Genomic DNA, 21,196 nt, shown 5'->3' on the forward strand with positions numbered 1-21,196 from the left:
ACCTGATGAACATTCTCGACCGCTACCACGCCATGGAGTACGGCCCGGCACCGGAGGCCCGCAACGAGGCCGACGCCTGGCTTGCCGCGCGCGATTTCGGCAAGGCGCTGTTCATCGGCGGCGACTGGAAAGCCGCTGCCGGCGGCAAGACCTTCGAGACCAGCGAGCCGTCTTCCGGCAAGCTGCTGGCCGAGGTCTCGGACGCCAATGCCGCCGATATCGACGCGGCGGTTGCGGCCGCCGCCAAGGCGCTGCCGAAGTGGTCGGCAGCCTCAGGCTATCAGCGTGCCAAAGTACTCTATGCCATCGGCCGCGCCATGCAGCGGCATCAGCGCCTGTTCGCGGTGCTTGAGACCATCGACAACGGCAAGCCGATCCGCGAAAGCCGCGATATCGACGTGCCGCTGGCGATCCGCCATTTCATCCACCATGCCGGCTGGGCGCAGGCGCTGGACAGGGATTTCCCCGGCCATAGGGGTGTCGGCGTCGTCGGCCAGATCATCCCGTGGAACTTTCCGCTGCTGATGCTGGCCTGGAAGATCGCGCCGGCGCTCGCCGCCGGCTGCACCGTGGTGCTGAAGCCGGCCGAGTTCACGCCGCTGACCGCTATCCTATTCGCCGAGATTTGCGAGCGTGCCGGCGTGCCGAAGGGCGTCGTCAACATCGTCCAGGGCGGCCCTGAGGCCGGCGTCGCCATCGTCAACCATCCCGGCGTCCAGAAGATCGCCTTTACCGGCTCTTCCGAGGTCGGCAAGATCATCCGCAAGGCCACCGCCGGCTCGGGCAAGAAACTGTCGCTGGAGCTCGGCGGCAAATCGGCTTTCATCGTCTTCGAGGATGCCGATCTCGACAGCGCCGTCGAAGGCCTGGTCGACGGCATCTGGTTCAACCAGGGCCAGGTCTGCTGCGCCGGTTCGCGACTCCTGGTGCAGGAAGGCATAGCCGACGCCCTGATCGCCAAGGTCAAGACGCGGATGAGCCGGCTGCGCGTCGGCAGCCCGCTCGACAAGAACACCGATATCGGCCCGCTGGTCGATCTGACCCAGCTCGAGCGCGTCAAGGGCCTGGTTGCCGAAGGCGCCAGACAGGGCGCTGTTTGCTGGCAGCCGGATGCCGGGCTGCCGTCCTCCGGCTACTACCATCTGCCGACGCTCGCCACAGGTGTTTCGCCGGCTAACATATTGGCGCAAGAAGAGGTGTTCGGCCCTGTTCTGGCGACCATGACCTTCCGCAACACCGAGGAAGCGATCGAGCTCGCCAACAACACGCGCTATGGCCTCGCCGCCTCGGTGTGGAGCGAGAATGTCAACCTTGCCCTGCACGTCGCGCCGCAATTGAAGGCCGGCGTGGTCTGGGTCAACGGCACCAACATGTTCGACGCCGCGTGTGGCTTCGGCGGCTACCGCGAGAGTGGTTTCGGTCGTGAGGGCGGGCGCGAGGGTATGTTCGAATATCTCACGGCAAAATTGCCGCTCGGCCCGGTCATCAAGCCGGCGACGATGTCGGCGCAACCGGTCGAGCAGGCCGACGGCGCGGCAATCGACCGTACGGCAAAGCTGTTCATCGGCGGCAAGCAGGTACGGCCGGACGGCAATTATTCGCTGGCTGTCGCCACCGCCAAGGGCAAGCTTGCCGGCGAAGTTGGGCTTGGTAGCCGCAAGGATATCCGCGATGCCGTCTCCGCCGCCCGCGGTGCCAAGGCCTGGCCGGAGGCGACCGCCTATAACAGGTCCCAGGTGCTCTATTATCTGGCCGAGAATCTTTCCGGCCGCGCCGGCGAGTTCGCCGCCCGTCTCACCGAATTGACCGGCGCTACGCCCAAGGCCGCGCGGGAAGAGGTAGAACAATCCATCGAGCGGCTGTTCCTCTATGCCGGTCTGGCTGACAAATTCGAGGGCCGCGTGCACCAACCGCCCGCGCGTGCCGTGACATTGGCGCTGCACGAGCCGGTCGGCGTCGTCGGCATCGTCGCGCCGGATGCCTCGCCGCTGCTCGGCCTGATCTCGCTGATTGCACCCGCACTCGCGATGGGCAACACCGTGGTCGCAGTGCCGTCGGAGCGCTACCCGCTGCTGGCGACCGATCTCTACCAGGTCATCGAATATTCCGACATTCCCTCAGGCGCCATCAACATCGTCACCGGTCGCAGCGCCGAACTCGCCGGCGTGCTGGCCAAGCATGACGATGTCGACGGGCTTTGGGTATTCGCCGATGCCGAGACCTGCGCCAAGGCGGAGGCCGCGTCCATCGGCAACCTCAAGCGCGTCTGGAGCGGCAATGGCCGCGGCATCGACTGGGCATCCGACCAAGCCGCCGGCGACGCCTTCCTGCGCCGCGCCGTCGAGGTCAAGAATGTCTGGGTGCCTTACGGCGATTGATGGCCTGCCGGTACTGTTCAGATCGTGTTCGGGCTTGACGCCCGGACAGATGTTCTTTAACGAGAAAAAACATCTTTATCAGTGAACGGTCAACGGCGCAGGCTGCACGATCACGCGTGACTGGCACATGACGCCTTGGCCAGCCGCAGGTAGACCCGGACTATCCCAGCGGACGAGGAGAACAGCATGGCGGATCTGGCAGGCAAGGTCGTTGTCGTCACGGCAGCGGCGCAAGGGATCGGCAAGGCGAGCGCACTGGCCTTCGCAAAAGCCGGCGCCATCGTCTACGCCACCGACATCAACGAGACGCTGCTGGCGGAACTCGCCAAGACGCCAGGGATCAAGACCCGCAAGCTGGACGTGCTCAACGACGAAGCCGTCAACGCCGCCTTTGCCGAGATCGGTGTCGTCGACGTGCTGTTCAATTGCGCCGGTTTCGTCCATTCGGGCTCGATCCTGGAGATGAAGGACGGCGACCTCGATTTCGCGCTGAACCTCAATGTGCGCGCCATGATCCGCACCAGCCGGGCCGTGCTGCCCGGCATGCTGGAACGTGGCGACGGATCGATCATCAACATGGCCTCGCTGGCCAGTTCCACCAAGGGCGTGCCCAACCGCTTCGTCTATGGCCTGACCAAGGCCGCGGTCATCGGCCTGACCAAGGCGATAGCCGCCGACTATGTCGGCAAGGGCATACGCTGCAACGCCATCTGCCCCGGCACGGTCGAGAGCCCGTCGCTGCAGGACCGCATGCACGCGCAAGGCGACTATGATGCCGCCCGCGCCGCCTTCATCGCCCGCCAGCCGATGGGCCGGCTCGGCACGCCGGAGGAAATCGCCGATCTGGCCGTCTACCTGGCCGGCGCCACGTACACGTCCGGGCAGGCCTACAATATCGACGGCGGCTGGTCGATCTGACTGCGGAAATCTTGCGTGGGCCGGACGATCTGGCCCGTTGCCGGCGTTCAACAGGGGATCGAACAGTCTGAAAATCCCGCGCGCCGGCTATCTTGTATGGCGATCGCGCTTGTCCGTAGTCAGGTCGATGGGTACGGTCCGCCGGTTCCTTGAAGGAGCAATCGCCTTGGCGGAAAGTTTGCAAAAGGCCACGAGGCCGCAATCAGGAGAAGGATTTAGATGAAACTGCTGCGCTATGGCGAGGTGGGAAGCGAACGTCCCGGCCTGCTCGATGCGGATGGAACGATCCGTGATCTCTCCGCTCACGTCACCGATATCGGCGGCAAGGCACTCGATCCGGCATCGTTGGCAGCACTCGCCAGGCTAGATCCGAAGTCGCTGCCGGCGGTTTCCGGCAGCCCGCGCCTCGGCGCCTGCGTTGCCGGCACGGGCAAGTTCATCTGTATCGGCCTGAACTATTCCGACCACGCCGCCGAGACCGGCGCCACCGTGCCGCCGGAGCCGATCATCTTCATGAAGGCAAGCTCGGCCATTGTCGGGCCGGACGACGACGTGCTGATCCCGCGCGGCTCGGAGAAGACCGACTGGGAAGTCGAGCTGGCCGTGGTCATCGGCAAAACCGCCAAATATGTCAGCGAAGCCGACGCGCTCGACTATGTCGCCGGCTATAGCGTCGCCCACGACGTCTCAGAGCGCGCCTTCCAGGCCGAGCGCCAGGGCCAGTGGACCAAGGGCAAGAGCTGCGACACCTTCGGCCCGACCGGCCCATGGCTGGTGACCAAGGACGAGGTGGCCGATCCGCAGAACCTCAAAATGTGGCTGACCGTCAACGGCAAGACGATGCAGAACGGCTCGACCAAGACCATGGTCTATGGCGTCAAGTATCTGGTGTCCTATCTCAGCCAGTTCATGTCGCTGCACCCCGGCGACATCATCTCCACCGGCACGCCGCCCGGCGTCGGGCTGGGCATGAAGCCGCCGGTGTTCTTGAAGGCCGGCGATGTGGTGGAGCTGGGCATTGAAGGCCTGGGGCAGCAGAAGCAGACGTTCAAGGCGGACGTTTAGGCAGTACATTTCGGGGTCAGCGCTGCCCCCTCATCCGGCCGCTTCGCGGCCACCTTCTCCCCGCTGGGGAGAAGAGACTGGCGTCGGCGCTGACAATCTCCTCTCCCCTCGGGGAGAGGTCAGCCGAGCGAAGCGGAGGCTGGGTGAGGGGGCTGCGCCGGCGTATCTACTTCAGCACCTTCCCATCCGCACCAAACCGATACGTCTTCGCCGGATCCGGCGTCGCATACAGCGTGGCACCCGGCTCGGCATCGTAAACACCAAAAATCCGCACGGTGATCAGCCCGGCCTTCTCGCAGTCGAGATAGAGGTTGGTGTCGGCGCCGAGATGCTCGGCGTGCACCACCGTTCCCTTCCAGGAGCCGGATTTCGGATCGACGGTCAGATGTTCCGGCCGCACGCCGATTGTCCTGGCGGTTTCGCCGAGACGGGCGCCGTCGACGAAATTCATCTTCGGCGAGCCGATGAAGCCGGCGACAAATTCATTTGCCGGCGAATTGTAGAGCTCCATCGGGCCACCGATCTGCTCGATTTTCCCTGCGTTCAGCACCACGATCTTGTCGGCCAGGGTCATCGCCTCGACCTGGTCGTGGGTGACGTAGATCATCGTTGCCTTCAGCCGGCGATGCAGCTGCGCGATCTCCAGCCTTGTGTTGACGCGCAGTGCCGCATCGAGGTTGGACAATGGCTCATCGAAGAGAAAAAGCTTGGGTTCGCGCACCACGGCGCGGCCGATGGCGACGCGCTGACGCTGGCCGCCGGAGAGTTCGGCCGGCCGCCTTTCGAGATAGGGCTCCAGCGACAGCATCGACGAGGCGATGCCGATGCGGCGCTCGATCTCGGCCGCCGGCGTGCCGGCCTGCTTGAGGCCAAGGCCCATATTGTTCTTCACCGTCAGATGCGGATAGAGCGCATACGTCTGGAACACCATGGCGATGCCGCGCTTGGCCGGCGGCGTGGCCGAGACGTCCGCGCCGTCGATGACGACGCGGCCCGAGGTCGAATCCTCCAGTCCGGCGATGACCCTGAGCAGGGTCGACTTGCCGCAACCGGAGGGGCCGACGAAGACAACGAACTCGCCGTCGTTCACTTCGAGGTTGATGCCCTTCAGCACCTCGACCGGCCCAAAGGCCTTCTTCACGTTCTCGATGTTCAGCGAGCCCACGGCTTCGTCCCTGTTCTAGAGTTTGACGGCGGCGCCACTGCGCACGCTCTCGTCGGCTGCAAGGCAGACGGCGAGCGATTTGACCGCGTCGTCCATATGTTTGGTGAGATCCAGATCCTCGCGGATCGCCTTCAGCACGAAGGCCTGTTCGAGGTCGCAGAGGTCCTGATGGCCGGGTTCGCCTGCCATCGACAGCATTTCGTCGGCCTTGAGAAACTTGCCGTCCGCGTCGGTCGCCGCATTGTGCAGGCGGATGGTCGAGGTCTTGGTGTGGGTGTCGATGTCATCGGACTTCACACCTTCCTTCATGACGATCGACACGCAGCCATTGGGCGAGATGACGTCCTTCACGAAGAAGGCGGTTTCCGAAATCATCGGCCCCCAGCCGGCCTCATACCAGCCGACCGAACCGTCATCGAACAGCACCTGCAAGTGGCCGTAATTGTACATCGAGGGCGCGACCTCGTCGGTCAGCCGCACGCCCATGCCGCGCACTTCCACGGGCTTCGCATCGGTGATCTGCAGCATGACGTCGAGATAGTGCACGCCGCAATCGACGATCGGCGAGGTCGTCTGCATCAACTGCTTGTGCGTCTCCCAGGTATGGCCCGAGGATTGCTGGTTGAGGTTCATGCGGAAGACGTAGGGGCCGCCGAGCTTGCGCGCTTCGGCGATGAGCCTGATCCAGGACGGGTGATGGCGCAGGATGTAGCCGATCACCAGCTTCCTGCCGTTGGCCTTGGCCGCCGCGACGACGCGCCTGGCATCGGCCACCGTCGTTGCCAGCGGCTTTTCGACGAAGACGTGGCAACCGGCCTCGAACGCCTTCACCGCATAGTCGGCATGGCTGTCGGAATAGGTGGCGATGCAGGCGACATCGGGCTTTTCGTCACGCAATGCCTCGTCGAAGGAGCGCCTGATGCCGTAACCCGACAGCCCGTCCGGCAGCGGCACGTCGGAGCGATTGATCAGCGCCGCGATCTGGAAACCTGGATTGGTATGGTAGGCCAGCGCATGGCTGCGGCCCATATTGCCGAGGCCGGCGACGACGACACGCAGGGGTTGGGCCATTTCAATTCGCCTTTTCTTGACTGCGGGCTGCGAGAGCCACCATCACCTGTGGCTCACATTCATCTGCGACCCGCAGGGCTGCTTCTTCGCTGTCACACCGGGACAAAAGTCGAAAGCCATAGGCATCAACTCCGTCCTTGATCAGTGAAAGCCTCTGATCATCAGGCAAGGGATGCTCAAGGTTGAGCGCCTGCTCGAACGCTTTCGACTGCTCGTCTTCCATCTGGGAATTGACGCGCCAACGAATGTGACAATTGTATTCCTTCGGCCGGCGCTCCGGCCCAAGCCGTGCAAACCAGACAGCAGCGTTGATATAGAATTGCGGACCCCAGGAAGACTTCTGAAGGTTCAGCACACAGATCGTCTCCGGCCACTCTCGGTAGAAATTTTTGGCGCGAACGCCCCGGAATCCATAGTGGCTCGCTGTCTCGACGAGGGCCTGTACGATAGCTTCTTCCCCGCCGCTCACTTCACCGCTCCGGAAGTAATGCCGCGGATCAACTGCCGCGAGAAGATGACGTAGAGGATAAGCACCGGCATGATCGCCAGCGACAGCGCCGCCAGGATGGCGTTCCAGTTGGTGACGAACTGGCCGAGGAAGAGCTGCGCGCCGAGCGTCACGGTCTTGGTGTCCTCCGACGGCGCCAGGATCAGCGGGAACCACAGATCGTTCCAGATCGGGATCATGGTGAAGACGGCGACGGTTGCCATCGACGGCCTGACCAGCGGCAGCACCAGGCGGAAGAAGATGGTGTATTCGGACAGGCCGTCGATGCGGCCGGCATTCTTCAGATCGTCGGACACCTGCTTCATGAACTCCGACAGGATGAACACGGCAAGCGGCAGGCCTTGCGCGGTGTAGACCAGGATCAGCGCCGTCAGCGTGTTGACCAGCCCGCTCGCCACCATCAATTGCAGGATGGCGACGGTGCCCAGCCGGATCGGGATCATGATGCCGAGCGCCAGATAGAGCCCCATCAGCGAATTGCCGCGGAAGCGGTATTCCGACAGCGCAAACGCTGCCATGGCGCCGAACAGGAGCACGAAGAACAGCGAGGCGACAGTGACGACGAGGCTGTTCTGGAAATAGTGGAAGAAGTCGCCCTGGCCGATGACGGTGGTGTAGCCGATCAGGTCGAAGGTCTTTGGCGTCGGCGGCGTCAGCGGCGCGCCGAAGATGCCGGCGCGGGATTTGAACGAGTTCATGATCACCAGGATCACCGGAAACAGCGCGATCACCGTGTAGGTCAACAGAATCGCATGGGCGCCGATGGTGCGGGGCACGGAACGGGTGGCGGTGCTCATCTCTCGGCCCCTCAGAACTGGTAGCGACGCAGGCGCGTCTGGACGAGGAAGAGGTAGACGCAGACGCCGCCGAGGATGATCAGGAACATCATCGTGGCGATCGCCGCGCCCATATTGGGGTCGCCGACCTGCAGCTGGAAGCCGAAGAAGGCGCGGTAGAGGAAAGTGCCGAGAATATCGGTCGAATAGTTCGGCCCGGCGAGCGCGCCTTGCGCGGTGTAGATCAGGTCGAAGGCGTTGAAATTGCCGACGAAGGTGAGGATCGAGATGATGCCGATCGACGGCAGGATCAGCGGCAGCTTGATCTTCCAGAACTGCGCCAGGCCGGTGATGCCATCGCATTCGGCGGCCTCGATCACCTCTTCGGGGATCGACAGCAGGGCGGCGTAAATCAGCATCATCGGGATGCCGACGAACTGCCACACCGAAATCAGGCTGAGTGCGGTGAGCGCATATTGTTCCTTGCCGAGCCATGGCGTGAACAGGCTTTTCAGGCCGACGAGATCCATCAGATGCGGCGCTACGCCCCACAACGGGGACAGGATCAGCTTCCAGGCGAAACCGACGATGACGAAGGACAGGATGGTCGGCACGAAGATCGCCGTGCGGTAGAAGGCCGCGAACCTCAGTCTCGGGCTGGACAGAAGCGCGGCCAGCATAACGCCGATCGGGTTCTGCACCAGCATGTGGATGATAAAGAACCAGGTGTTGTTCCTCAGCGCGTTCCAGAAACCCACCGACCAGTTGGGATCGCCGAACAGCATGCGGAAGTTTTCCAGCCCGACGAAGACCTGGTGCTGCTCGATGTTGCGGAACAGCGAGAGCTGCAGCGTGCCGGCGAGCGGCAGGATCATGATTGCCGTGTAGACGAGCACCGCCGGCGCCAGGAAGACGCCTATATGCCAGCGGAAAGGTCTTTTCGGTCTGATATCTGCGGCCATGAGTTCGGTCCCCGCCGTCTCTCGGTTCCAAAGGGTATCGATCTAGATGATGCCTCGATGCACGGCCCGACCATTCCTGCCGATGCGGCAGGAACAAAGGCCTGCGACTGATCAGCTAGCCTTCCCCGAAGAGAGGGTAAGGCCGGGAGGCGGTGCCGACAATCGCAATCTGAATAGGCGCACTTTGAATGAGGTAGTCCGGAACCGGCCAGGCGTGCGCCGGCCGGTTCCATTACCTGAGCTCTTACTTGGCCGGATGGTACCAGCTGTCGAGGCCGGTCTGCAGCTTCTTGGCCGCCGCTTCCGGCGTATCGGTGCCGTTGATGACGTTGGCCGATTCAACCCAGGTCTCGTTCTCGAGGTTCGGCGTGCCGCGCGACAGGATCTGGTAGGTCGAGCGGATCGTCGACTTGCACTTGCCGCGCCAGGAGACGAATTCCTGCGCCAGCGGGTCTTCCATCTTCACCGGCGAGGAGTTCAGGCTGAAGAAGCCCGGCAGTGCGTTGGCGTAGATGGTGGCGAAATCCGGCGAGGCGACCCAGGACAGGAAGGTCTTGGCCGCATCGGCGTTCTTCGAAGCCGCATTCAGGCCCATGCCGATATCGGTATGGTCGGAGATGTAGCAGGTGTCACCGGCCTTCTCGACCGGCGGCGGGAAGGCGCCCATCTTGAACTGCGCCTGGGTGTTGAACAGGCCGATCTCCCACGAGCCGGCCGGGTAGATGGCGGCGCGGCCGAGCGTAAACAGGTTCTGGCTGTCCGGATAGGTCTGCGCCTCGAAGCCATCGCCGAGATAAGGCTTCCACTTGGCCAGTTCCTCATACGGCGCGACCCAGTCCTTGTCGGTCAGCTTCTGATCGCCCTTGATCAGTGCTGCGCGGCCATCTTCGCCCTTCCAGTAGTTGGGGCCGATGTTCTGGTAGCCCATGGTCGCGGCTTCCCAGAGATCCTTGGTGCCCATCGCCATCGGGATGTAGGTGCCGTCGGCCTTGATCTTGTCGAGCGCGGCGAAGAACTCGTCGCGGGTCTCCGGCACCTTGATGCCGAGCTTGTCAAAGGCGTCCTTGTTGTAGATGAAGCCGTGGATGACCGAAGCCATCGGCACGCAGAAGCTCGCCTTGCCGTCGTCGGTCTGCCAGGCGGACTTGGCCACCGGCGAAAAGTTCTCCATGCCGGGCAGCGCCGAGAGATCGGCAAGGTTGCCCTTCTTGAACAGCTCAAGCGACTTGTCGAACGGGCGGCAGGTGATCAGGTCGCCCGCCGAGCCGGCGGCGAGCTTGGCGCCGAGCGCGGCGTCATATTCGGTCGGAGCCGACGGTGCGAACACGACCTTGATGCCCGGGTTCTTGGCTTCGAAAGCCGGGATCAGCTTGTCCTTCCAGATGGCAAGGTCGTCGCCGCGCCAGCTTTCGATGTTGAGCGTTACGTCGTCGGCGTGAGCCAACCCGGCCGAGCCGAGAATGCTGGTGCCCAAAAGCAGTGCCGTCAGTAGTTTCGTTGTCATGCTCAGTCTCCCTGTTGACCTTTTTCAGGTTCGGTTTTGATGAGAACAGAGGCTTTTGAGCCCTTGCTCCCCTCTATAGCGGAAAGGGCCGGCCGCAACTTCTGGCCGGCCTCTTCCAGTATCTTCTGCGCCGCGTCAGTGCTGTCGGCGCCGGCGGCGAGCAGAATGGCGGTCTTGACCGCGCCGCCGCTCTTTTCGAGCAGGCGGGCCGCTTCGTCCGTGCCGCGGCCGCTGACGGCGGCGACGATGCGCGCCGCGCGGTCGCGCAGCTTGATGTTGTCGGCCATGAGATTGACCATGTAGCCGTCATGCACATGGCCGAGATGGATGGCGGTCAGCGTCGACAGCATGTTGAGCGCGATCTTCTGGGCAGTGCCGGCGCCCATGCGCGTGGAGCCGGCGATCAGTTCCGGCGGCGTTTCGAGCAGGATGGCGGCTTGTGCCTGGCGCAGCAGCGCAGAGTCCCTGTTGTTGGCGATGCCGATGGTGGCAGCGCCGCGGCGGGCAGCCTCCTCGATGGCCCGCACGGCATAGGGCGTCGTGCCGCTGGCGGAAATGGCGATCAGGCAGTCGCCCTTGCCGAGGCTGGCCTCGGCGACCGCTGCCGCGGCTTCCTCGGTATCGTCTTCCGGCCCGCCGGCCAGCGTGCGGAAAGCGTCGTCGCCGCCGGCGATGAGGATGGCGATGCGGTCGCGGTGAATGCCGAAGGTGCCCGGCAGCTCCAGCGCATCGGCCAGTGCCATCAGGCCTGAGCTGCCGGCCGCGGCGTAGGCAAGCTTGCCGCCGCCCTTCAGCCTGCCGGCGATGATCTCGGCGGCCCTGGCGATGGATGGAATGGCATGGCGCACCACCTTGGCGGCTTCGATCTGCGCATCGGCCAAATAGGAAAGGATGGCGTCCGGAGGCTGGATATCCAGCCCCTCGGCATTTTTGTGAAGCGCTTCGGTGCGCGTTTCGGCCATCCCGGTTCCTCCAATACCAGAACAATACCAAAAAAATACCACTTGTCCACACGCATTAACGAATTCGCGGGCTGGAAATCGCTGAGCGGCCGAAATACGCAGATTTTTCAATAAAATACGGCTTAAACTTTTTGAAACGGAAATTAACCCTTGGCTATTGGTATTTTATTGGTATTATCCGCCCGGAGGAGAAATCAACGTGAATTTCGTGCTCGGAATCGATGGCGGCGGCACCAGCTGCAGGGCCGCCCTGGCAACGGCGGACGGCACGGTGATCGGCCGCGCCAAAAGCGGCGCCGCCAACATCCGCACCGACCTGACCGGCGCTCGCTCGAACATCGTCGAGGCCGCCAGGCAGGCGTTCCTCGTCGCCGGGCAGGATCCGGAACTGATCCCGCGAACGCCCGCAATTCTCGGCCTTGCCGGCGCCAATGTCGGCACCTACCGGCAGCAGCTCGAGGCGATCCTGCCATTCAGCATCAGCCAAGTCGAGACCGACGCCGAAATCGCGCTGGAAGGCGCTGTCGGCGCCGGTGACGGCGCCATGGCGATCCTCGGCACCGGCACCGCCTATATGGCGCGCAGACAAGGCAAATCGCGCGCCATCGGCGGCTGGGGCTTCCAGGTTGGCGACCAGGGCAGCGGCGCCCGTATCGGCCGCGACCTGCTCGAACAGACACTGCTTGCCTATGACGGCGTCCGCGCGGGCTCGCCGCTGACGCAGAGCATGCTGGCCGTCTTCCGCAACAACCCGGAGGATGTCGTCGAATTCACCACCAATGCCAAGCCCGGCGATTTCGGCGGCTTCGCACCCAAGGTGTTCGAACACGCCGAGAAGGGCGACAGCGTCGCCAACTGGATCCTCGACAAGGTAGTTGCCGATGTCGAAGCCTCGCTCGGCGCGCTCGATCTCGCCGACGACGCGCCGCTGTGCCTCCTGGGCGGGCTGGCGCCGCTCTACGCGCCGCGCCTGTCTGCCCGCTACCGGGCGCTGCTGAAGCCGCCGCTCGACGACGCGCTGGGCGGCGCGGTGCAGATGGCGGTTCGCCTCCTTGCCGGACACGCGGAGGCAACTCGATGAGCGAGGCCGCCGACCAGATCTTCGCCACGCTGAAACATCAGGCGCAAAGCGGCGCGCCGCTTTATCTGCAGTTGCGCAAGAGCATCGAGGACGCGGTCAATCGCGGCCTGATCGGGCCGGGCGACGCGCTGCCCTCCGAGCGCGACATCGCCACCAAGGCCGATATTTCGCGGGTCACCGTGCGCAAGGCGGTGCAGGACCTGGTCAAGGGCGGCATCCTGGTGCAGCGCCACGGCTCCGGCACCTTCGTGGCGCCGCGCATGGAGCGTGTCGAACAGTCGCTGTCGCGGCTGACCTCGTTTACCGAGGACATGGCGCGGCGCGGCATGGTGGTGCGTTCGGCATGGCTCGACCGCGGCCTTTACGCACCTTCGCCCGACGAAATGATGGTGCTCGGCCTGTCGTCGAACGAACTGGTGGCGCGCGTGGCGCGCCTGCGCATTGCCAACGACACGCCGCTGGCGATCGAGCGGGCCTCGCTGTCGGCCAGCGTGTTGCCCGACCCGGCCGACATAGGCTCCTCGCTCTATGCCGCGCTGGAATTGACCGGCAATCGGCCGGTGCGGGCGGTGCAGCGCATTTCCGCCGCCAATCTCGGCGACAGCGACGCGCGCCTGCTCGAGGTGCCGCCAGGCATTGCCGGCCTGCACATCGAACGTATTTCCTATCTGGCGAGCGGCAAGGTGATCGAATTCACCCGCTCTATCTACCGGGGCGACGCCTATGATTTCGTCGCCGAACTGCGGCTGACAGGGCCGAGCGAAGAGGGCCGACCATGAGCACGACAGAGCCGACCATGTCGACAGAGATGACCCATATGCGGCGCGAGATCGAGGAGGTCCCGCAGGCCGTCGCCCGCCTGCTCGACGGCTCCGGCGCCGTGCTGACCGAAGCCGGGCGCGGCATCCGGGAACGCGACCCGCAGTTCGTCGTCACCGTGGCGCGCGGCTCGTCCGACCATGCCGCCACCTTCATGAAATACGCCGTCGAGCTGACCGCGGGCCTGGCCGTCGCATCGGTCGGGCCGTCGATCGCCTCGATCTATGGCCGCAAGCTCAGGCTCGCCGGCTCGGCCTGCCTGGCGATCTCGCAATCGGGCAAGAGCCCCGACATCGTCGCCATGGCCGAAACCGCGCGGGCGGGAGGCGCGCTGACCGTCGCCATCACCAACACCGCCGATTCGCCGCTGGCGCGTGCCTCGGACTATGCGATCGACATCCTGGCCGGCCCCGAGCGCAGCGTCGCGGCCACCAAGACCTTCATCAATTCGGCCGTCGCCGGCCTCGCTCTGATGGCGCATGCCACCGGCGACGATGCGCTGCTGGCGGCGCTTGCCCGCCTGCCGGAGCATTTCGGCAAGGCGATCGCCTGCGACTGGATGAGCGTGCTCTCTGAGACGATCGAGAAGCAGAAGTCGTTGTTCATCCTCGGCCGCGGACCGTCGGCGGCGATGGCCAATGAGGCTGCGCTGAAATTCAAGGAGACCTGCGGCATGCATGCGGAAGCCTACAGCGCCGCCGAGGTCATGCACGGCCCGCTGGCGCTGGTCGGCCCCGATTTTCCGGTGCTGGCGCTGGCCGCGCGTGACGCGTCCGAACCGTCGATTGCCGAGGCCGCCGACAGCCTGGCGGCCAAGGGCGCGCCGGTGTTCGTCACCTCGGCACTTGCCCAACGCGCCGTGCGCCTGCCGCATGTCGCCACAGGCCATCCACTGACCGATCCGCTGACGCTGATCGTCTCCTTCTACATGTTCGTCGAGGCGTTTGCCCGCCATCGCGGTCTCGACCCGGACACGCCGCGCAATCTTCGCAAGGTGACGGAGACCGTATGAGCAATCGCTTTGCCCTGACTGGCGCCCGGATTTTCGACGGCGACGATTGGCATGAAGGCCACGCGCTGGTCGTGCGCGACGGTCTCGTCGAGGCCATTTTGCCCACGGGCGCCGTCCCCTCGGACATCGCCCTCGTCGACGCCGGTGACGGCCTGCTGGTGCCGGGTTTCGTGGACCTGCAGGTCAATGGCGGCGGCGGCGTCATGCTCAACGACCATCCCGATGTCGCTTCCATCGAGACCATCTGCCGCGCGCACGCGCCCTTCGGCACGACGGCGCTGCTGCCGACGCTGATCACCGACACGCCTGCAATCACGGCCGCCGCTGTCGCCGCCGGCGAGGCGGCGGCGCGCCAGAAGGTGCCTGGGTTTCTCGGGCTGCATCTCGAAGGCCCGCATTTGTCGGTCGCCCGCAAGGGCGCGCATGATCCGGCGCTGATCCGGCCGATGACGGATGCCGACCAGGCGATGCTGATCGCGGCTCGGCAAAAGCTGCCGGTGCTGCTGACCACCATCGCGCCCGAATCCGTCGAGCCGGCTCGCGTCGCGGCGCTGACTAAGGCCGGCGTCATCGTCAGCCTTGGCCATTCCGACACCGGCTACGCCACCGCCAGCGCCTTTGCCGCGGCGGGCGCCTCGATGGTTACCCACCTGTTCAATGCGATGAGCCAGATCGGCAATCGCGAGCCTGGCCTGGCTGGCGCCGCCATCGACATCGGCACCTTGTCGGCCGGTCTCATCGCCGACGGCATCCATGTCGATCCGGCCACCATCAAGATCGCACTGCGCGCCAAGCAGGGGCCGGCCAGGATCGTTCTGGTCACCGACGCCATGGCGACAATCGGCACCGACATGACGTCGTTCACGCTCAACGGCCGTACCATCTATCGCAGGCATGGCAGCCTGCGGCTCGGCGACGGAACGCTGGCGGGCGCCGATCTCGACATGATCTCGGCCATTCGTTTCACCCACCGCGTCATCGGGGTCGAGCTTTCCGAGGCCTTGCGCATGGCTTCGCTCTATCCGGCGCAAGCAATCGGCCAGTCGCACCGGCTTGGCCGATTCGCCAACGGCACGGCTGCGGATATTGTCGCGCTGTCGGACGATCTCGACCCGAAGGGCGTCTGGATCGGCGGCGAAAAGGTTTTTGGAGCCGGCTACGGCACTGCGCATTGATATCGGCTGTCGTCGTGAAACCTTTTGATTTTGAGGTCGTTGTCGGAGCGTATGTCCGAGGCGAAACCCAAATTGAAACAGGCCGACGGCATCAAACCGCGCGGTGCCTTGAAGCCGCGACAGCAAGCGCCGCGTGACCAGAGGCCGCGCCACGAGGATCTGCGCGAAAAAAAACCGCCGACTGCCGAAGCTGCCCCCGAGGTCGACGGCCAGCCGGGACCGCCACCGGAGGCTGTCGAGCCGGATCCGCAACTGACGCCCGAAGAAGCCGAGCAGGCGCGCCGGAAATACCTGCTGCGGCGTTTCTGGATCAGCGGGCGCGGCTACTGGGCCAGGCGGGGCGATGGGCTTGCCTGGCCGCTCACGATCGGGCTGTTGATCCTGATCTGCGTCAATGTCGGCTTTCAATACGGGATCAACGTCTGGAACCGCTCCTTCTTCGACGCCATCGAGCAACGCAACGTCCACACCGTCTATGTGCTTAGCGCCATATTCCTGCCGCTCGTCGCTGGAAGCGCGGGCCTTGTGGTCGCGCAGGTCTATCTGCGCATGACGATCCAGCGCCGCTGGCGTTCCTGGCTGACCACCGCCGTCATCGCACGCTGGCTTGCCAATGGCCGCTACTACCAGTTGAATCTCGTCGCCGGCGACCACTCGAACCCCGAAGCCCGCCTCACGGAGGATCTGCGGATCGCCACCGAGTCACCCGTCGATTTCATCTCGGGCGTCCTCAATGCGTTCCTGTCGGCCTCGACCTTCATCGTGGTGCTGTGGACGATCGGCGGCGCGCTCACTTTGCCGATCGGTGGCGAAAACCTGACCATTCCCGGCTTCCTCGTCATCACCGCGGTCATCTATGCCGCCATCACCTCCACGTCGATGGTGGTCATCGGCCGGCATTTCGTCCGCCTCTCCGAGCAGAAGAACCAGGCGGAAGCCGAATTCCGCTACACGCTGACGCGGGTGCGCGAAAACGGCGAGAGCATCGCATTGCTTGGCGGCGAGGAGGAGGAGCGCAGCGGCATCGACAGGAATTTCGGTCATGTGCTCAGGCAATGGGCGCTGCTGACGGGCCAGCACATGCGCACGGCGCTGGTGTCGCAGGGGTCGAGCCTGTTTGCGCCGGTCGTGCCGGTCCTGCTCTGCGCGCCGAAATTCCTCGAAGGCTCGATGTCGCTCGGACAGGTGATGCAGGCTGCCTCCGCCTTCGCCATCGTGCAGGGCGCGTTCGGATGGCTGGTCGACAACTACCCGCGTCTTGCCGACTGGAACGCCTCGGCGCGGCGCATCGCCTCGCTGATGATGTCGCTCGACGGGCTCGAGCGTGCGGAGCAGAGCGACGCGCTCGGACGCATCCAGCACGGCGAAACCGAAGACGGTGCGATGCTCAGCCTCGACGATCTCTCCGTCACGCTCGACGACGGCACCTCCGTGGTCAAGGAAACCGAGGTTGCGATCGAACCGGGCGAGCGTGTGCTGGTGGCTGGCGAATCCGGTTCCGGCAAGTCGACGCTGGTGCGGGCCGTTGCCGGCCTGTGGCCGTGGGGCGGCGGCAGCGTCAATTTTCATGCCGACAGGCGACTGTTCATGCTGCCGCAACGCCCCTACATTCCCTCGGGCACGCTTCGCCGCGCGGTCGCCTATCCCGCGGCCGCGGACAAGTGGACGATCAAACAGATCAAGGCCGCCCTGGACAAGGTCGGCTTGGCCTATCTTGCCGAAAGGATCAAGGAAGAAGCGCCATGGGACCAGACGCTGTCGGGCGGCGAAAAGCAGCGTCTCGCTTTCGCGCGCCTGCTGCTGCACCGCCCCGATATCGTCGTGCTGGATGAAGCAACCTCGGCGCTCGACGAGAAGAGCCAGGACGCCATGATGGCGACGGTGATCCGCGAATTGCCCGATGTCACCATCATCAGCGTGGCGCACCGTGCCGAGCTGGAAGCCTTCCACAGCCGCAAGATCACCCTCGAACGGCGCGAGGGCGGCGCCAAGCTTGTCAGCGACATCAACCTCGTGCCGCGCAAGCGCAACCTGCTGAAGCGCGCCTTGTGGGGCTCCGGCAGTCGGGTCGAAAGGGCGCGCAAGGAGTAAGGCGCCGCTGCCCCGGGCTCCGCGCAACTATGATGCGTATATGTCCTTGTAGGTGTCGCGCAGCAGGTTCTTCTGTACCTTGCCCATGGTGTTGCGCGGCAGTTCATCGACGAAGATCACGCGCTTCGGATGCTTGTATTTCGCCACCCGTCCGGCGATAGCGCCGAGAATTTCGGCACCGGTGATCCGCGATGACGGCGCCCGCACGACGACGGCGGTGACGCCTTCGCCGAAATCCGGATGGGCAACGCCGATGACGGCGCTTTCGCTAACCCCGTCGAGCGCATCGATCTCGCTTTCGAGCTCCTTCGGGTAGATGTTGTAACCGCCCGATATGATCAGGTCCTTGCCGCGACCGACGATGTGGACGTAGCCGTCGGCGTCGGTCATGCCGAGATCGCCGGTGATGAAAAAACCGTCGGCGCGGAATTCCGCCTTGGTCTTCTCCGGCATGCGCCAATAGCCGCCGAAAACATTTGGGCCCTTCACCTCGATCATGCCGACCTCGCCCTGCGCAAGCGCTGCGCCGCTGTCTGGATCGGCGATGCGAAGCGTGACGCCGGGCAAGGGGAAACCGACGGTGCCGGCGCGCCGCTCGCCCTCATAGGGGTTCGAGGTGTTCATGTTGGTCTCGGTCATGCCGTAGCGTTCGAGGATCGCGTGGCCGGTGCGCTCGCGCCAGGCCTTGTGCGTCTCGGCCAGCAGCGGCGCCGACCCGGAAATGAACACACGGATGTTTTTCGCCGCCTCATGGTCCAGCCCCTCATGCTGCAGCAGGCGCACGTAGAAGGTCGGCACCCCCATCAGGGCCGTGGCACGCGGCAGCAGCGAGGCGATGCGGGCCGGATCGAACTTCTGCTCGAACAGCATCGAGGCGCCGGCCATCAGGACGACGTTGGTGGCGACGAACAGGCCGTGCGTGTGGAAGATCGGCAATGCGTGGATCAGCACGTCGTCTCCGGTGAAACGCCAGTGCTCGACCAGCACGCGCGCGTTCGAAGCAAGGTTCTCGTGGCTGAGCATGGCGCCTTTCGAACGACCGGTGGTTCCCGACGTGTAGAGGATTGCCGCGAGGTCATCCGACCCGCGCGCCACGTCATGAAAATCCGTCGGCAGCCGCGAGGCCTGCTCGGTCAGCGATCCCCGGCCATCGCGGCCGAGCGTGACGGTGACGGCGCCCGTCTTTTCCGCCAGCGCGCCGATGTCGGCCGCTCTTGCCGGATCGCAGACGACCAGGCGTGGTTCCGCGTCGCCGAAGAAATACTCCAGCTCAGCCAGCGTGTAGGCGGTGTTGAGCGGCAGGAAGACGGCGCCGGCGCGCAGGCAGGCGAGATAGAGCATGACCGCTTCCGGGCTCTTCTCGACCTGCACGGCAACGCGGTCACCGGGTTCGACATCCAGTTGCAGGAGCGCATGCGCAAGCTGCGCCGAGCGGGCCAGCATATCGCCATAGGTGATCGAGCGGCCATCATCGGTTTCCATCAGCAAGCGCGCTGGCGCCGGCATCCGGAACCGGAACGCATCGAACAGATGATTGCTCATGAAGACTTCCCTGGGGTGCTGCGGCGCTGAGCATGCGCCTGTCGCGGCATGCCTCGGCGGCGAGAGTTCGCGGTTCTTGGCCGCGCCGTCAAGCCCGCCGACAGCGGTTCACGCCGGCCACGCCGACGCAGGTTGCGTGCAAGAAACGAGCACAAGAGACCCGCCAGGAAACGACTGCTATCGCCGAGCGCGTTTGCCGGCGATTTCTTTCGTTTCCTCGTCCTGCTCGAAGCGCTTCATGCACATGGCCGCAGTCAACCGGTAGTGGTTGAGCAGGGCCTCGACGGCACCGTCGGCATTGCCGTCCAGGGCATATTCGGCGATCAGACGATGCTCGCCGAAATCGTCGCGCTGGACGCCTTCGCCATCATTGGCCATTTGCCGGTAGCGATAGGCGTGATCGGAGAGCTGGTCGCAAAACCCCACCAGCCATTGCGACCGGCAGGCCGAAATCAGCACCCTGTGGAAGATGCGATGCAGCCTCTCCCAATCGGGATTGAGCGAGAAGAGATTCTGCGGTGCCAGACGTGACGCGCGTCCCAGGCGATGCAGCGCCAGCACGAGCTGTTCTTCCCATTCGGCGGTGCGGTGGGTGATGGATTCGCGAAGCGCTCGCTCCTCGAGCCAGCAGCGGGTGCGCGTCAGCTCCTCGAGTTCCGAGGCGCTGACCGGCATGATGAAGAAGCCGCGCTGGTCGTGCCGGCCGAGAAGCCCTTCCGAGGCGAGGCGATTGAGGGCTTCGCGGACAGGCGAGGCGCCGGCTCCATATTTGGAGACCACCCACTCGACCCGCAGCTTGCTCTCGGCTTCAAGGACACCGCCGAGAAGATCGTCCCGCAATTGCTGATAGACCGTAGTGGCAAGCGTGCTCTTCGGTCCGGCTGCGTCGTCGTTCAGATTGGCAGCTCCGTATGTCAAAGCGACTCCTTGTCCCCAGGACTTGTCCCGGGCGATTCGAGTCCGAAAGCATTCGCCTTCTCGTACTTGTACCATACAGCGCGAAGATTCGCCTGCTCAAGCAGAAGATCACGTTATTGTACTTTAGCACAAAGGAATATGCGGCATTTCGGAGTTCAGTGCTGTAATTCCGCGCTTTTTCACAACCTGCGGGCACTTAACATGTTTTGTATGCACGCAGGAGAATCTGTTCTTTTTGTTCTTTTGTATTCGCGCGAGATCAACTGTCTGCTTTGGGCATAGACGACGGAGCTGAAAACCGAATCAGGCAATCGCTCACATCCGATGCCGTTGCCCCAAAAGCTTCACAAACCCGCCCGGCACCAGAACCTTAGCCGGCATGCAGGACCGACGCGGGAACACTGCTGGTCAACCGGCTGCCTTATCGGCTGCCGTCCTGATCGCCTGGATGTTCTGCCGATAAGCCTCGACGCTGCCGCCTTTGAAGATGGCGGCGCCCGCCACCAGCACGTCGGCGCCGGCAGCGGTGACCAGCGGCGCGGTTTCGGCTGAAACACCGCCGTCGATCTCGATTCGGATCGGCCGGCCTCCGATGAGGGCCTTGACCCGCTTCACCTTGTCGACGATCGCTGGGATGAAGGCCTGGCCGCCGAAGCCCGGATTGACGGTCATGATCAGGATCAGGTCGAGCCGGTCGAGCACGTATTCGACCACGCTTTCCGGCGTCGCCGGATTGAGCGACACACCGGCCTTCTTGCCAAGATTCCTGATGGTCTGCAGCGAGCGGTCAAGATGCGGGCCGGCCTCGGCATGGACGGTCAAACCGTCGCAGCCGGCCTCGGCGAAAGCGGCCAGATAGGGGTCGGCCGGGGCAATCATCAGATGGCAGTCGAAGAAGGCCTTGGTGCGGTTGCGGATCGCCTTGATCACTGGCGGGCCAAAGGTGATGTTGGGCACGAAATGCCCGTCCATAACATCGAGATGTATCCAATCGGCGCCGGCTGCCGCTACCGCTTCGACCTCATCGCCGAGTTTGGAAAAATCCGATGCCAGCACCGATGGTGCAATCAGGGACTTTCTGCTCATGGATGCGGCCTTTCCGAGTGTCCTTCTCGTTGGCCACCCTATCGACTGCCTAATGCGCCGCAGCCGACTTGTCGAGGGTGCAGGCGCGGTCGACGCGCAGGCTGGGACGCGTGCCGTTATCCGCGATCATGCTGCGGCCAATTCCCGCTTGTCCCCACAGCTG

18 protein-coding genes are annotated in these 21,196 nt (G+C 64.2%); 8 read left to right on the forward strand and 10 right to left on the reverse strand.

What is annotated here, in order from left to right; genetic code table 11:
• Positions 1-5 precede the first annotated feature (5 nt).
• From AC0NIL_RS03550 to AC0NIL_RS03560, 3 genes are all read left to right on the forward strand, one after another.
• Positions 6-2,378 carry an aldehyde dehydrogenase family protein gene (locus tag AC0NIL_RS03550; RefSeq protein WP_275953316.1) on the forward strand — a complete coding sequence of 791 codons (2,373 nt, stop codon included), beginning with the start codon at positions 6-8 and terminating at the stop codon, positions 2,376-2,378.
• Positions 2,379-2,564: 186 nt separating this feature from the next.
• Positions 2,565-3,296 carry an SDR family oxidoreductase gene (locus AC0NIL_RS03555; protein ID WP_013528567.1) on the forward strand — a complete coding sequence of 244 codons (732 nt, stop codon included), beginning with the start codon at positions 2,565-2,567 and terminating at the stop codon, positions 3,294-3,296.
• 219 nt (positions 3,297-3,515) lie between these two features.
• The gene (locus AC0NIL_RS03560) at positions 3,516-4,361 is read left to right on the forward strand and encodes a fumarylacetoacetate hydrolase family protein (protein ID WP_473572834.1); all 846 of its coding nucleotides are present in this window, start codon (positions 3,516-3,518) and stop codon (positions 4,359-4,361) included.
• A 166-nt stretch (positions 4,362-4,527) separates the two neighbouring features.
• Here AC0NIL_RS03560 and AC0NIL_RS03565 read toward each other — a convergent pair whose 3' ends face one another.
• The 7 genes from AC0NIL_RS03565 to AC0NIL_RS03595 form a co-directional block, all read right to left on the reverse strand.
• Entirely contained in the window at positions 4,528-5,526 is a 999-nt protein-coding gene (locus AC0NIL_RS03565) for an ABC transporter ATP-binding protein (RefSeq protein WP_275953318.1), read from the reverse strand.
• 15 nt (positions 5,527-5,541) lie between these two features.
• Positions 5,542-6,597, reverse strand: a complete 1,056-nt coding sequence (locus AC0NIL_RS03570) for a Gfo/Idh/MocA family protein (RefSeq protein WP_275953319.1) — start codon at positions 6,595-6,597, stop codon at positions 5,542-5,544.
• Between the two features lies 1 nt (position 6,598).
• Positions 6,599-7,066: a DUF4304 domain-containing protein gene (locus tag AC0NIL_RS03575; protein ID WP_013528571.1), complete on the reverse strand. Its 468-nt coding sequence runs from the start codon at positions 7,064-7,066 to the stop codon at positions 6,599-6,601.
• Complete coding sequence (locus AC0NIL_RS03580; RefSeq protein WP_064992751.1) at positions 7,063-7,902, reverse strand: carbohydrate ABC transporter permease; 840 nt, start codon at positions 7,900-7,902, stop codon at positions 7,063-7,065. Before AC0NIL_RS03580 ends, AC0NIL_RS03575 begins: the two co-directional genes overlap by 4 nt.
• 11 nt (positions 7,903-7,913) lie before the next feature.
• Entirely contained in the window at positions 7,914-8,843 is a 930-nt protein-coding gene (locus AC0NIL_RS03585; protein WP_013528573.1) for a carbohydrate ABC transporter permease, read from the reverse strand.
• Positions 8,844-9,087: 244 nt separating this feature from the next.
• Positions 9,088-10,347: an ABC transporter substrate-binding protein gene (locus tag AC0NIL_RS03590; protein WP_013528574.1), complete on the reverse strand. Its 1,260-nt coding sequence runs from the start codon at positions 10,345-10,347 to the stop codon at positions 9,088-9,090.
• Between the two features lie 2 nt (positions 10,348-10,349).
• A complete protein-coding gene (locus AC0NIL_RS03595) occupies positions 10,350-11,309 on the reverse strand; it encodes an N-acetylmuramic acid 6-phosphate etherase (protein WP_275953320.1) in 960 nt (319 codons plus the stop codon).
• Between the two features lie 199 nt (positions 11,310-11,508).
• On the opposite strand from AC0NIL_RS03595, the gene AC0NIL_RS03600 reads away from it, so the two are divergent.
• From AC0NIL_RS03600 to AC0NIL_RS03620, 5 genes are read left to right on the forward strand one after another with little or no spacing between them, the layout of a single operon-like run.
• Positions 11,509-12,390 carry a glucosamine kinase nucleotide-binding domain-containing protein gene (locus tag AC0NIL_RS03600; RefSeq protein ID WP_127369172.1) on the forward strand — a complete coding sequence of 294 codons (882 nt, stop codon included), beginning with the start codon at positions 11,509-11,511 and terminating at the stop codon, positions 12,388-12,390.
• Complete coding sequence (locus AC0NIL_RS03605; RefSeq protein ID WP_063169682.1) at positions 12,387-13,169, forward strand: GntR family transcriptional regulator; 783 nt, start codon at positions 12,387-12,389, stop codon at positions 13,167-13,169. The genes AC0NIL_RS03600 and AC0NIL_RS03605 overlap by 4 nt, the downstream gene beginning before the upstream one ends.
• 17 nt (positions 13,170-13,186) lie before the next feature.
• Positions 13,187-14,221, forward strand: a complete 1,035-nt coding sequence (locus AC0NIL_RS03610) for an SIS domain-containing protein (RefSeq protein ID WP_024502148.1) — start codon at positions 13,187-13,189, stop codon at positions 14,219-14,221.
• Positions 14,218-15,396 carry an N-acetylglucosamine-6-phosphate deacetylase gene (nagA, locus tag AC0NIL_RS03615; RefSeq protein ID WP_013528579.1) on the forward strand — a complete coding sequence of 393 codons (1,179 nt, stop codon included), beginning with the start codon at positions 14,218-14,220 and terminating at the stop codon, positions 15,394-15,396. The genes AC0NIL_RS03610 and nagA overlap by 4 nt, the downstream gene beginning before the upstream one ends.
• A 51-nt stretch (positions 15,397-15,447) precedes the next feature.
• The gene (locus AC0NIL_RS03620; protein WP_275953321.1) at positions 15,448-17,487 is read left to right on the forward strand and encodes an ABC transporter ATP-binding protein/permease; all 2,040 of its coding nucleotides are present in this window, start codon (positions 15,448-15,450) and stop codon (positions 17,485-17,487) included.
• A gap of 27 nt (positions 17,488-17,514) precedes the next feature.
• On the opposite strand, the gene AC0NIL_RS03625 is transcribed toward AC0NIL_RS03620, so the two are convergent.
• The 3 genes from AC0NIL_RS03625 to rpe all read right to left on the reverse strand — a co-directional run bounded on the left by AC0NIL_RS03625 (position 17,515) and on the right by rpe (position 21,033).
• Positions 17,515-19,029, reverse strand: coding sequence for a malonate--CoA ligase (locus AC0NIL_RS03625; RefSeq protein ID WP_275953322.1), 1,515 nt, complete (start codon positions 19,027-19,029; stop codon positions 17,515-17,517).
• 177 nt (positions 19,030-19,206) lie between these two features.
• Entirely contained in the window at positions 19,207-19,947 is a 741-nt protein-coding gene (locus AC0NIL_RS03630) for a GntR family transcriptional regulator (protein WP_013528582.1), read from the reverse strand.
• A gap of 408 nt (positions 19,948-20,355) precedes the next feature.
• Positions 20,356-21,033 carry a ribulose-phosphate 3-epimerase gene (rpe, locus tag AC0NIL_RS03635; protein ID WP_275953323.1) on the reverse strand — a complete coding sequence of 226 codons (678 nt, stop codon included), beginning with the start codon at positions 21,031-21,033 and terminating at the stop codon, positions 20,356-20,358.
• Positions 21,034-21,196: the final 163 nt, after the last annotated feature.

The organism is Mesorhizobium sp. WSM1343, assembly GCF_055901535.1.

Excerpts from the sequence above, each read along its gene's own strand:
- AC0NIL_RS03605 (WP_063169682.1), top strand. The coding sequence starts at position 12,387 with ATGAGCGAGGCCGCCGACCAGATCTTCGCCACGCTGAAACATCAGGCG.
- AC0NIL_RS03555 (WP_013528567.1), top strand. The coding sequence starts at position 2,565 with ATGGCGGATCTGGCAGGCAAGGTCGTTGTCGTCACGGCAGCGGCGCAA.
- nagA (WP_013528579.1), top strand. The coding sequence starts at position 14,218 with ATGAGCAATCGCTTTGCCCTGACTGGCGCCCGGATTTTCGACGGCGAC.
- AC0NIL_RS03610 (WP_024502148.1), top strand. The coding sequence starts at position 13,187 with ATGTCGACAGAGATGACCCATATGCGGCGCGAGATCGAGGAGGTCCCG.
- AC0NIL_RS03550 (WP_275953316.1), top strand. The coding sequence starts at position 6 with ATGAACATTCTCGACCGCTACCACGCCATGGAGTACGGCCCGGCACCG.
- AC0NIL_RS03595 (WP_275953320.1), bottom strand. The coding sequence starts at position 11,309 with ATGGCCGAAACGCGCACCGAAGCGCTTCACAAAAATGCCGAGGGGCTG.
- AC0NIL_RS03570 (WP_275953319.1), bottom strand. The coding sequence starts at position 6,597 with ATGGCCCAACCCCTGCGTGTCGTCGTCGCCGGCCTCGGCAATATGGGC.
- AC0NIL_RS03585 (WP_013528573.1), bottom strand. The coding sequence starts at position 8,843 with ATGGCCGCAGATATCAGACCGAAAAGACCTTTCCGCTGGCATATAGGC.
- AC0NIL_RS03625 (WP_275953322.1), bottom strand. The coding sequence starts at position 19,029 with ATGAGCAATCATCTGTTCGATGCGTTCCGGTTCCGGATGCCGGCGCCA.
- AC0NIL_RS03620 (WP_275953321.1), top strand. The coding sequence starts at position 15,448 with ATGTCCGAGGCGAAACCCAAATTGAAACAGGCCGACGGCATCAAACCG.
- AC0NIL_RS03560 (WP_473572834.1), top strand. The coding sequence starts at position 3,516 with ATGAAACTGCTGCGCTATGGCGAGGTGGGAAGCGAACGTCCCGGCCTG.
- AC0NIL_RS03580 (WP_064992751.1), bottom strand. The coding sequence starts at position 7,902 with ATGAGCACCGCCACCCGTTCCGTGCCCCGCACCATCGGCGCCCATGCG.
- AC0NIL_RS03590 (WP_013528574.1), bottom strand. The coding sequence starts at position 10,347 with ATGACAACGAAACTACTGACGGCACTGCTTTTGGGCACCAGCATTCTC.
- rpe (WP_275953323.1), bottom strand. The coding sequence starts at position 21,033 with ATGAGCAGAAAGTCCCTGATTGCACCATCGGTGCTGGCATCGGATTTT.